Origin of the sequence: Stenotrophomonas sp. PS02301, assembly GCF_029959485.1 — a bacterium.
GTDB classification, from domain to species: Bacteria; Pseudomonadota; Gammaproteobacteria; order Xanthomonadales; family Xanthomonadaceae; genus Stenotrophomonas; species Stenotrophomonas maltophilia_Z.
In genome coordinates this window covers 1-11,129 of the sequence record NZ_JASCOO010000123.1, presented here as the reverse complement: position 1 = coordinate 11,129, position 11,129 = coordinate 1, and the positions used below count along the sequence as shown (strand labels likewise).

General features: G+C 67.0%; 12 protein-coding genes and 1 pseudogene. 3 read left to right on the top strand and 10 right to left on the bottom strand.

Annotation, left to right across the window (positions count from 1 at the left end; genetic code table 11):
- The 3 genes and pseudogenes from QMX81_RS19110 to QMX81_RS19100 form a co-directional block, all read right to left on the bottom strand.
- Positions 1–258 (bottom strand): annotated as a pseudogene (locus QMX81_RS19110) (tonB-system energizer ExbB); the annotation flags it as partial.
- 115 nt (positions 259–373) lie between these two features.
- Positions 374–766, bottom strand: coding sequence for a YbaN family protein (locus tag QMX81_RS19105; RefSeq protein WP_336619098.1), 393 nt, complete (start codon positions 764–766; stop codon positions 374–376).
- Between the two features lie 49 nt (positions 767–815).
- Positions 816–1,403 carry a biliverdin-producing heme oxygenase gene (locus QMX81_RS19100; protein WP_152152589.1) on the bottom strand — a complete coding sequence of 196 codons (588 nt, stop codon included), beginning with the start codon at positions 1,401–1,403 and terminating at the stop codon, positions 816–818.
- A gap of 165 nt (positions 1,404–1,568) precedes the next feature.
- Between QMX81_RS19100 and QMX81_RS19095 the strand changes: the two genes are divergently transcribed.
- On the top strand, positions 1,569–1,826 hold the full coding sequence (locus QMX81_RS19095; protein WP_121039557.1) for a DUF2789 domain-containing protein: 258 nt from the start codon (positions 1,569–1,571) through the stop codon (positions 1,824–1,826).
- A 93-nt stretch (positions 1,827–1,919) separates the two neighbouring features.
- Here the strand turns inward: QMX81_RS19095 and QMX81_RS19090 are convergent, their stop codons facing one another.
- The 5 genes from QMX81_RS19090 to QMX81_RS19070 form a co-directional block, all read right to left on the bottom strand.
- Positions 1,920–4,835 (bottom strand): TonB-dependent receptor, encoded by a 2,916-nt coding sequence (locus tag QMX81_RS19090; protein WP_282263831.1) that lies wholly within the window; start codon positions 4,833–4,835, stop codon positions 1,920–1,922.
- Positions 4,836–5,008: 173 nt separating this feature from the next.
- Positions 5,009–5,983, bottom strand: coding sequence for a FecR domain-containing protein (locus QMX81_RS19085; protein ID WP_282263829.1), 975 nt, complete (start codon positions 5,981–5,983; stop codon positions 5,009–5,011).
- A 110-nt stretch (positions 5,984–6,093) separates the two neighbouring features.
- Entirely contained in the window at positions 6,094–6,594 is a 501-nt protein-coding gene (locus QMX81_RS19080; RefSeq protein ID WP_121039566.1) for a sigma-70 family RNA polymerase sigma factor, read from the bottom strand.
- A 106-nt stretch (positions 6,595–6,700) separates the two neighbouring features.
- Positions 6,701–7,177 carry a hypothetical protein gene (locus QMX81_RS19075; protein WP_121039569.1) on the bottom strand — a complete coding sequence of 159 codons (477 nt, stop codon included), beginning with the start codon at positions 7,175–7,177 and terminating at the stop codon, positions 6,701–6,703.
- A gap of 35 nt (positions 7,178–7,212) precedes the next feature.
- Positions 7,213–7,707: a hypothetical protein gene (locus QMX81_RS19070; protein WP_282263826.1), complete on the bottom strand. Its 495-nt coding sequence runs from the start codon at positions 7,705–7,707 to the stop codon at positions 7,213–7,215.
- Positions 7,708–7,966: 259 nt separating this feature from the next.
- Between QMX81_RS19070 and ppa the strand changes: the two genes are divergently transcribed.
- Positions 7,967–8,503: an inorganic diphosphatase gene (gene ppa / locus QMX81_RS19065; RefSeq protein WP_019183821.1), complete on the top strand. Its 537-nt coding sequence runs from the start codon at positions 7,967–7,969 to the stop codon at positions 8,501–8,503.
- Positions 8,504–8,657: 154 nt separating this feature from the next.
- Positions 8,658–9,776, top strand: coding sequence for an HDOD domain-containing protein (locus QMX81_RS19060; RefSeq protein ID WP_152152597.1), 1,119 nt, complete (start codon positions 8,658–8,660; stop codon positions 9,774–9,776).
- Positions 9,777–9,832: 56 nt separating this feature from the next.
- Here the strand turns inward: QMX81_RS19060 and QMX81_RS19055 are convergent, their stop codons facing one another.
- Together QMX81_RS19055 and QMX81_RS19050 are read right to left on the bottom strand one after the other, a co-directional pair.
- Positions 9,833–10,039 carry a hypothetical protein gene (locus tag QMX81_RS19055; RefSeq protein ID WP_121039578.1) on the bottom strand — a complete coding sequence of 69 codons (207 nt, stop codon included), beginning with the start codon at positions 10,037–10,039 and terminating at the stop codon, positions 9,833–9,835.
- A 170-nt stretch (positions 10,040–10,209) separates the two neighbouring features.
- Positions 10,210–11,129, bottom strand: a 920-nt coding sequence (locus tag QMX81_RS19050) for a TonB-dependent receptor (protein ID WP_282263821.1), incomplete at its 5' end; no start/stop codon positions are given.

Genomic DNA, 11,129 nt, shown 5'->3' with positions numbered 1-11,129 from the left:
GTCCAGCAGCGGATGCGTCTGCGCCACCGGCAGATGCGCGGCCTGCAGCAGCAGCGCGCGCGCCTGGCGCAGCCGCGTCCGCTGCCGGCCCAGCTCCCAGGTCTTGGCAACCAGCACCGTCCAGGTAGCGATCGAGGCGAGTGCCAGCCCGATCATCACGGTCTGCACCACGCCATCGGCGGCCTGGTACATGCCCCACGGCGTCAGGTCATGCGGCAGTGCCGCCACGGCGGCAGGAAGAGCGATGGGCAAGGTCATGGGCGGAGTCGTCGGTCAGGGGCATCGCGGCACGTGACAGGGCCGGAGGCGGGAAAGGGGCGAACAAGTATCGGGGGGCGAGGCGGTGGAAATCAGCGCGGGGCGGACAGCACGTTCAGCGCTCCGACGGGCGATCGGGCGTGACCGACGGCCTTGGCGCGGGCCGCGACAGCACGTAGCCAGCGCTGGCCACGAAGAACAGGCCGACGCCAAGCAGCAGCGGCCAGGACGGATGCGCCCCCCAGCAGAACATGGCGAACCCGAACGCCATGCCGGCGCCGGCGAAGGCCTTGCCCTTGCGGCTGATCGCGCCCTGTTCGCGCCACAGCCGCAGCGATGGACCGTAACGGGGGTGCTCGAGCAGCCGGCGTTCGAACGTCGGCGAGCTGCGCGCGAAGCAGCCGACCGCCAGGATCAGGAAGATCGTGGTCGGCATCACCGGCAGCAGGGCGCCGATGACGCCCAGCGCCACCATGATCCAGCCCAGGCCGAACCAGAGCCAGCGCATCATGGGCGGCGGTGGTGGTCCGGCACGGCGGGCGTGCAGCAAGCGGCGGTCATGCGAATTCTTCCTCGACATGCCCGTGCACGCTTCGGAAGGCCGCGTCGGCCGCATCGATCACCTGCTGCTCCTGCGCCTCGGTCAGCGCGAGACCATCGAGCGCGGCGGTGAACTCGCGCCAGTGGCGGGCCGCGCCATCGGGATGCGCGGCCAGATGGCGCGCGCCAAAACCGCTGTCCAGACCGAGCCTGGCGGCCATCTTGTACAGCACGGTGCCGCCCAGGTTGGAGCCTTCGGCCACGTACAGCCATCCCAGCGCGGCCGGCAGCGGCAGATCGCCATCCAGGCGCGTCGACGCCGGCAGCGGCAGCGTCTGTTCGAGGTCGGCCAGGTCGCGGGCGATCAGGGGCAGCCGGCGGCGCTCGTCCAGATCGGGCAGCAGCGCGTCCAGCGCGGGGTTGCCGTAGAGCGCATCGATATCGCGGTGGAAGCGGTACTGCACGCGCAGGAATTTTGCGAACAGGTCGCGGCTGGCGAAGATGTCGCCGGCCATGATGCGCTTGTCCAGCGCGCCGTGGCTGTCACGGGTGGCCGCCTTGAGGCGTTGGCTGCGGGTGGCTTGGGGAGTATCGATGACGATCATGGCACTGCTTGGATGGGGAAGTGGGGCACGGTTCTCTGTTGAAGACGTCTGGCACGGGGGTAACCCCAAGCCCATTGTCGCGTGATCAGCGGTGCGACCGTCACATGCCACCGTCACGGCCTTGCCCCGATAATACGGACCACGCCCTGCCACTGGAATGACACGATGATCACCACCGAACCGCGCATGACCAATCTGTTCCTGCAGCTCGGCCTCGACGCCAGCGAGGCGGCGATTGCCGCCTTCATCCGCGATCACCAGCTGTCCAACGAGATCCGCCTGATCGAAGCACCCTACTGGAACGAGGGGCAGCGCCAGTTCCTGACCGAGCAGCTGCGCTCGGATGCCGAGTGGGCGATCGTGGTCGATGAGCTCAGCGAAGCCCTGCACGCCGATGCGACCGTACAGGCCAACGCGGGCTGAGCGATCGCGGGATGCCGATACCGGCCGCGCACCCTGTGTGCCGGCCGGATGCACGCAGGGGCCGGCAATGCCGGCCCCTGTCGTGTCCGGGCATCAGTAGCGGTAGGTCAGCGCCAGCCGCACGGTCCGGCCCGGTGCGGGCATCACGCCCAGCGCCAGCGGATCGAGGTAGTAACGATCGGTCAGGTTGTCCACGTTGAGGTCCACCGCGAACTGCTCGCTGGCCTGCCAGCTGGCGAACAGATCCACGATGGTCGCCGGGCGGTACAGCTGCTGGATCGCCGACAGACCGACGTTCCATTCCTTGTCCAGCTTGCTGATCGGGCCGGCGTTGTGGATCACCCGGGTACCGACGCTGAGGCGCTGGTCGAACAGGCGCGAGCCCAGGGTCATGTTGACGTTGTAGCGTGGCGGGTTCTGGGTGTTGCTGTAGGAGCCTTCAAAGCCACCATCCACGCAGTCCGGGGTGTTCTTCAGCTCCTCGATCCTGCGCTGGATCCCGTAGGCGCGGCGCTCGGCGGCGATATCCGGCGCGCAGGTCTTGGCCTGGAGGTAGTAGTGCGCGGACAGATCGGCGAACACCGTGCCGCTGTCATAGCTGGACTGCAACTCCACGCCGGAGACCTTGAAACGGTCCACGTTGCGGATCAGACCGGCCGACAGGGTGCGGTAGTCGCGGGTGATCAGATCATCGATGCGTGTGTTGAAGTAGGCCAGCTTGAAGCCCGCCTGGTCGCCCTCGGTGAACAGATTGTGGCGTACCGTGCTCGCGCCGATTTCCCAGGTCCCTGCCCGCTCCGGCTTGAGCTCACCGGTGGGCTTGGCCGCGGTGAACAGGCCCAGCGTGGTTTCGAACAGGCTCGGCAGCTTCACGCCTTCGGCGTACTTCACATACACCATCGTGTCTTCGTCGAAGCGGTAGGCAACGCTGGCGCTGGGCATGAAGGCACTGTCGCGGCGACGGATCGGCTGCGACCAGGTCCAGCTGACCGGCACGCTCAGGTCTTCGGCGTCATCGGCGTCATAGAAGTTCCAACCGGTGATGTCACCGACCGTGCCCTTCTCATACGGCGAAGCCAGCAGCGAGGCCTCGGTGAACTGGCCATTGGCATCCGGATACCAGTTCAGCATGGCGATGCGCTTGGCGCGCCATGCCGGCAGGTTCGGGTTGCCATCCAGCAGCTGCGTGTAGCGGTACTGACCGATCACGCCGTAGGCGTCCGGCGTGGCCAGGCGGTTGCGGTCATGCACGTTGACGCGGTTGTAGCGGCCACCGACCACCACTTCCCAATGCTCGTCCGGCTGCCATTTGACCGAGGCCACCGCGCTGTATTCCTTGCGCTCGGCATTGCGCAGGAAGCGGTTGTTGACCAGGTCGTCGTGCATGACCGGCGCGTGCGGGCCGGGGCCGACGTCCTCATCGCTGAAGGACAGACCGTAGTCCAGCGTGAACAGCCCGGCGCCGGTATCCAGATGCGTGGTGTTGCCCACATCGAAGCCGAGCCGCGTCTGCGTCAACTCATTGCGGTAGGCATCCTTGTAGCCCGGATCGGTATTGAACGACGGGCCGTCGTACCACTCGGTGCGGCGATCGAAGTACCACGGCGTGATGCCGGTCAGGCCGTTGTACATCAGGCTGTCGGCGTCGGTGTACCAGAGGTTGGCCTTCAGATCGATCAGCTCGTTGTCCGGGTTGAAGCGGTAGCGCAGGTTGTAGGCATCCATGTCGACATGGCCCGGATCCCACTGCGGTACGCGGTCACGGTCCACACGGATGATCTGCGAGGCCATGATTTCGCCGGCGGTGCCTTCATAGCGGCGGTAGCCGGCTTCCAGCGTCTGGTTGTCGTCGATGCGCCAAGTGCCCTTGAGCAGGAACGACTTCGAGCGCGAGGAGGTGTTGAACACCTCGGTATCCGGCGGATTCAACGGCGCCAAGGTGCGCCGGGTCTGCGGGAAATCGTCGTAGCCATGCTTGCCCGAGAAATAGTTGCCGTTCTCGCGCCATGCGTACGCCGCGACCAGGTCGAAACGATCCCAATGCTTGGCGGTGGCGATGTTGAAGAACTGGCTGCCCAGCGCGCTGCGGTCGGTACGCGGTGCGGCGTCATAGGCGGGCACGTTGTTGGCGCTGGCATTGGCCATGCCGGTGCGCACGCGCAGCCCGGCATCGCGGCCGTCGCGCAGCACGTCTTCGATCTTCAGCGTTTCCATCTCCACCACGCCGCCGATGCCACCGGAGGCGTTGACACCCAGGCTCGGGCCCTTGGTGATGGTGATGTTGGAGATCAGGTCCGGATCCAGATAGGTGCGCTGCGACTGGCCTGCGTAACCACGGTAGGTATCCATGGTGGACTGACCGCCGTCGATGATCACCGGGATGCGGCTCTGGCCCTGGATGCCGCGGATGTTCACGTCCAGCGCGTTGGCGGTACGCGGATCGCCCGCGGTGACGCCGGCCACGCCCTTGACGATGTCCGCGGTGGAGGTGCCGCGGAAGCGCTCGATGGTGGCGCGCGCGATGTAGGCACTGGAACCGGCCGTGCGGTACACCTCCAGCGCACGCTCGGCATCGCCGCCGCCCTCGATGCGGTCACCGGCCACGCTCAGCGCGTCGGTGACGATCAGGCCATCGTCGTTGGCTGCCACGGCAGCGCGCTCCAGCGTGACCGCGTCCGGCCCGACCTGGCGCAGGCTCAGCCCGCTGCCCTGCAGCAGGCGCAGCAAGGCAGACTGCGCATCCATCTGCCCGGCCACCGCCGTGGAGGTCACGCCTTCGGCCAGCGCGGCCGGATAGGCGACCTGCACCCCGGACTGGCGCATGTACGTGCGCAGCGCATCGGACAGCGGCTGGGCGGGAATGTCGAACCGCAGCGTCGCCGCAGCGGGTACCGCGCTGGATTGGGCGAATGCCGGCAGGCCGGGCGCGGCCGCCAGGCCAGCAGTGAGCAAAGCGATGCAGAGACGTGACGGGCGCGGACGATGGCCCGCGCGGGTGGAGATGCGCATGGAAAACCCTGTCAGAAGATCAGTGCCGCAGAGGCGGGTCACCCGCACGCGGGTGCGGATGCAGCGTACGTACGTGGCGGCGGCGGGTACGTTATGCCGGGTAAGACGAACGAACCGTGCGCAGCCCCAAGACCCGTGCGTGTACGTGATGCCACGACCACGGGCTCGCCGCGCTACTCCGCCGTGATGTTGGCCGGTGCCACGATCGCCACCCCCATCGGCAGCCGGGTGACGCGCAAGCCAGCGCTCACCGCCAGCGCGTCCAGTGCCTGCTCCGGCCGGTCGATGCGAAAGGCAGCGTTGACGGTCGGCAATGCGGACAGATCGCCGCGCACGAAGGTGGCGCCGGCGCGATAGCGCGCGATGCGCCGCACCGCATCCTCGACCCCGGTCGCCTCGAGCAGCAGTTCGCCCTCGCGCCATGCGGCGATGCGGTCAAGGGCGACGTCCTGCTCCCGCACGACCCGCCCGCCCGGTGCAAAGCGCGCGCGCTGGCCCGCGTCGAGATATGTCCAGCCCGCCCGATCGGCCGCTGCGACCCGGACCCGTCCCTGCTCGACCCTCGTTTCCACGTGATCGTCTTCTCTGGCGACCGCGAACGCCGTGGAGATGTCTTCGATCACACCGCCCTGCGCCTCCACCTGGAACGGACGCGCCGGATCGGGCGTCACCTGGAACCAGGCGTGCCCGCGCAACAGCGCGATGCGGCGCACCTGCCCGTCGTACCGGACCGCGATGGCACTGTCGGCATCGAGCACGGCGCGGCTGCCATCGGGCAGCGCCACGGCCTGGATGCCCGTCCCGCTGCGGTGATCGGCCTGCAGCCGCAGCCACGCCTCCGGTGCCACCCACGCAAGCGCGAGCAGCGCCGCGCTGGCCACCCCGACCAGCGGCCACCGCGGCCGGCGCCGTGACCGTGTTGCCGCCGCGGCGGGCGCCGGTCGCGGCCCGAGGCTGCGCCACAACTGGCGCTCGTATTCGAACGTGCGGCGATTGTCAGGCTCGGCCAGCCACTGCTCGAAAGCCTGCATCTGCACCGGCTCGACCGCGCCGGACGCCAGCCAGGCAATCCAGGCACGGGCCTGGACGGCAGCAGGGTCGGACGGCGGCAAGGGTCGGGACATCGGCGGTTGTTCGTGCGGGCTCATGGCTGGCGGTGGATCGCGCGATCACGCGCGGACGAAGAAGATGCCGGAAGGGACGGCATTATGATCAAGACGGATGGGAAACGGGCTTCCCCAAGCCCAGGCGGTGCCGCTCAGCGCCCGTTGCGCGCCCAGGCCAATCGCTGCAGTGCACTGCGCACGTGGTTTTCCACGGTCGTCACGGACACGCCCTGACGTTTGGCGACCTCCACCTGGGTCATGCCCTGCAGGCGGTTGAGGCGGAAGATCGTGCGGGTCGGCTCGGGCAGGTGCTCCGCTGCGTCCAGCACGCGCTGCAGTTCGTCCTGCGCCATCGCCTGCTCTTCGGTTGAGAGCGCCTCCTCCGGGCCCCACAGGTAGTGCTCGGCCAACAGGCGCGTGCGGCGCGTGCGCTCACGCCCATGATCGGTCGCCAGGTTGGCAGCCAGCCGGTACAGATAGGCGCGCGGGTTGCTGATCGGTTGCCCGCTGTCCACGCCCCGGGCCTTGAACCAGATGGACTGGATCACATCCTCAGCGCCGCTGTCGCTGCCCAGAATGCGCTGCACCAGACGCAGCAGCGCCGGGCGTTCGCGGATCAACAGCTCGGTCAGGGTAGTGGCGTTGGTGGACATGGGCCGATGCACGAAGCGGGGCCGCAGGGACACGACAACCCGTAAGGCGCGGCATGTTACTCCGCAAATGAGAATCAGTCACGTTTGCAGATCGAGCGGGTGGGCCTCACAGGCACTCGGTCAGCCCGTCGTACATGCTGTCGGGCGTGCCCGGCAACGGGGCGTGCAGTGCCTGCCCCTGCTCCAGGGTCTGCAGCAACACAGGCAACTGCGTATTGGCCGCCAACGGCGCCCGGCAGGCCCAGGTCCGCGCATCGACCACGATCGCCCCGCTGGCGGCGTCGACGCGGGCGGTACTGCCGGTGAAGGTCCACACGCATTCCTCCACCCGCCCGCTGGCCGCCTCCACCGAGCAGCGGAAGCGCAGCGCCTGCAGGTTGTGGTACTCGCCCTCGCAGAACGTGTCGCCGCAGACGTCGTTGAAGCCCCCGACCAAGCGGGCTTCCACCGCACGGAAGCGCTCCCAGCCCACGGCCTGGGTCGGGTAGGTCCGCGCGTCGACGAAGGTCTCCGCGGTACGGCCGTCCATCGGGAGGCTGCAGACCGCCAGTACCAGCAGAGCGCTCGGGAAGATCGGTTTCATGGGTGTCTCCTGTACGGCGTTGGGGAAGCGCATGCTCAGTTGAGGCACTCGAACAGCGCGTCGTGCATGGATCGGTGTGTGCCCGGGAGCGGCCGGGTCAACGCGTCAGGTCGCCCGAGTGCGGCATGCAGTGCTTCCACGGAGGTATCGGGCGCCAGCGGCGCCACGCACGCCCAAGTCCGGCTGTCCGGCACTACCTCTCCGGTGGTCGGCTCCACCTCCAGGTTGCCCGCCGCGATGACCAGCACGCAGGACGCGACGCGTCCACTGGGCGCGTTTACCGAGCAGCGGAACTGCAGGACGACATGGTTGCTGAACTCACCCTCGCAGTACGTATCGCCACACAGGTCATGGAACTCCCGGTTCAGATGATCCTGGAGATCGTAGAAGCGGTCCCAGTTGGCTTCGGTGTAGGGGAAGTCGACCAGATCCACGTACGGACCACTGCGGGCGCGGGCCTCCCCGGCCACCGCCGCGAGGGACAGGACGAGCGCCATCGACAGGCAGGCCATCCGATTTGTCAGGGTCATCACCATCCTCCAAGCGGGTTCGTGGCCATGATCGACCGCTCGGCCAGGCGCAACCATCGGCCCTCTGCCCGGGGCAGGGTCGGGATTGACGGCACTGCCCTGTGGCGGTCTGCCCACCCTCCCCCGCGCGCAGGGTGACCTTCCTGGCCCACGCCCGCTGCGGATCGACCGATCGGCGGCACGGCCGCTGCACGCTGGCCGCCAATGGGCCTAAAATGGCGGACTTTGCGCCCTACCCCCTCTCAGCTGGAGCACGACCATGGGTCTGGAACTCGTTTCGCCGGGCAAGAACCCGCCGGAAGAAATCAACGTCATCATCGAAATCCCGAAGGATTCCGAGCCGGTGAAGTACGAAGTGGACAAGGAAACCGGCGCGATCTTCGTCGACCGCATCCTCTCCACCCCGATGCGCTACCCGTGCAACTACGGCTATGTGCCGAGCACCCTGTGCGGCGATGGCGATCCGGCCGACGTGCTGGTGGTGCTGCCGCTGCCGCTGGTCCCGGGCTCGGTGGTGCGTTGCCGTCCGGTCGGCGTGCTCAAGATGAGCGATGAAGCCGGCAGCGACGAGAAGATCCTGGCCGTGCCGATCTCCAAGGTGTTCAGTGGCTATGCCCACGTCGAGGACATCGAGCAGGTGTCCAGCCACTGGCTGGAGCGCATCGGCCACTTCTTCGAGCACTACAAGGATCTGGAAAAGGGCAAGTGGGTCAAGCTGGATGGCTGGGGCGGCGCCGCCGAAGCCAAGAAGATCCTGGTCGAAGCGCACCAGCGCTACCTCGGCAACATCGCCTGAGACTGACCTGCGTCGCTCCGGCACACCGCTGCCGGAGCGATGCGCATCACGTTTTTTCAATGCGGCACATCACTATTCGTGCCGGATTGGGTACATTGCGTCTCTTCACACCGTCCACGGTGCGTTTCACCGTGGTCAGCCAGGGGACCGTGTCGTGCGCATTCTGCTTGTTGGGGACGAAGCCAGCCTGTCGGCTGAGCTGTTGGAATTCATTGCCGATCTTGGGGAAGAGTGGCAACCGCTGACCGCGACCGATGGCCAGAGCGCCATGGGCATCGTTGCCGGCTCGCCGGTGGATGCGGTGATCGTGTGCCCGCAGTTGCCCGATCTCAACGCCACCACGCTGCTCGGCCAGATCCGTACGCTGCGCCCTGAGACCATCCGTATCGCGCTGGTGGATGCCGAGCATGGCAACCGCCCGCCGCCGGCGCGCCTGATCGGCGTGGCCCACCGCTTCCTGCCGATGCCGCTGGCCCCGGAGGTCCTGCTCGAAGCCCTGACCAGCCTGGAAGAGCTGCGCGAACTGCTCGACAGCGCGCGCCTGCGCAGCGCCATCGGCCGGATCGAGAAGCTGCCCTCCCCGCCGCATCTGTACCTGACCCTGACCCAGGCGCTGGAACACGACGACGATACCAACACCGCCGACGTGGCCAAGCTGGTCGCGGCCGACCCGGCCATCGCGGCCAAGGTGCTGCAGCTCTCCAACTCGGCCTTCTTCAACAATGGCCGGATCATCTCCGACCTGCGCACCGCGGTGACCCGCCTGGGGCTGTCCACCCTGCGTGATCTGGTCCTGGCCAGCGAAGTGTTCTCCGCGCAGCCGCTGTCCGGTGCCGAGCGCAACTCGCTGCAGCAGCGCGCGCTGCTGGCCTCCCGCCTGGCCGCCAAGCTGTTGCCGGAGTCCAGCGCCGAACTGGGCGCCACCGCGGCCCTGCTGGCCGACATCGGGCTGCTGCTCCCGGGCGTACGCAACGAACGCAGCGCCGAAGACCCGGCAGAGAATCGCCCGGGTCACGCCGAGGCAGGCGCCTACCTGCTGGGGCTGTGGGGCCTGCCGATGCCGATCATCGAGGCGGTGGCCTTCCACCTGCAGCCGCAGCGCTCGAACACCCGCAGTTTCTGGGTGACCGGTGCGGTGCACGTAGCACTGGCGCTGATCAATGGCGATCCGGTGGACGAGGAGTATCTGCAGCGGGCCGGCGTGCTCAACAAGCTGCCGCAGTGGCGCGATCACGCCAACGCACTGATGGGGCTGGTCGCCAGCGACGCCTGAGTGTGAGGTGGAACGTTCTCAAAGGATGGCGCGCCCTGTGGCGCGCCATCGTCGTTTCAGCGCTGCGGACAGGCGTCCAGCACGCAATCACGCCAGAGGCGCTCACACATGGCAGCCGAGCGGCCCTCGGCCAGGCATTCGGCACGGACGCCTTCGCAGTAGCGCCCTCCTGCGCAGATGATCAGGCTGGGCGATGCACTGGCGCCAAGCGCGAGGGACGCAAGGAACACGGCCGAAAATTTCTGAGCGAGCGTCATTTTCATATCGATCTCTCAATCGTCCAAGATTGGACCGATTGACGGTATCAACTGAATTTCCACTCGAAACGTGAAACGGATCACCCTTCGCTGAAACTCAGAGTTTCCTTACCCACAACGCAAAGAGGGCGGACCTTGCGGTCCGCCCTCCTTTTTTACGCCATTGCTTCGATGGATCAGAAGCGCTGGGTGTACTTCAGGTAGTAGAACCGACCGATGTCGAAGCCGCCGTAGTAGGAGAAGCTCGAGTTCGGCTGGCTGTACATCACCGGGCCTTCGTGGTTGAACACGTTGTTCGCGCCTGCCGAGATGGTGGCATCCCACGGGGTGGTGTAACGCACCTGCAGGTCATGGAACGTGTTCGAACCGGTGTTGCGCACCGGGATCGCCAGCGTATAGGCCGACGAGTAGCTCGGGTTGTTGCACTCCGGGCCGCCTTCGCGATCGTAGGCGCACTCTTCCTTCAGGCCGGAGTAGTAACGCATGCCCCAGTTGACGCCGAAGTTGCCCAGGCTCCAATCGATGTTCAGGTTGGAACGCACGCGGAAGTTGCCGCCCCAGTCGCCCGTGCCCCAGCCAGTGTGCTGCTCGACAGCGGTTTCAGCTTCGTTGTCGCGCTTGTACTCGAGGTAGTCCACATACGTGGTCTTCCAGTCGATGACGACATTGCCGAAGGACAGTTCCGGCAGACGGTAACGGATACCCAGATCGTAACCTGCGGTTTCCTGGTAGCCGCCGTTGATCAGCGTACGGGTCACGTCGACGACCTGACCGGAGTCGGTGTCACGGGTGACTCGGTCACAGGCGTTGGCGTTGTTCAGCACGTAGCACTGGTTGAGGATCGAGGTGACCGACTCTGCCGCGATGACGTTGTCGATGCGGATCTTCCACCAGTCCAGGCTGACATCCAGGCCCTGCACGAAGTTCGGGCTGTAGACCAGGCCGACCGTCCAGGTCTTGGAGGTTTCCGGCAGCAGACCATCATTGGAGCCGGACAGGTACGGGTAGTTCGACTGTGCGCCCGGGCCGGTGGCATCGATGCCACCGGCCGCTTCCTGCCGGAAGTTGGCCGGCACCGCCCCGCCGCAGCGGGCGG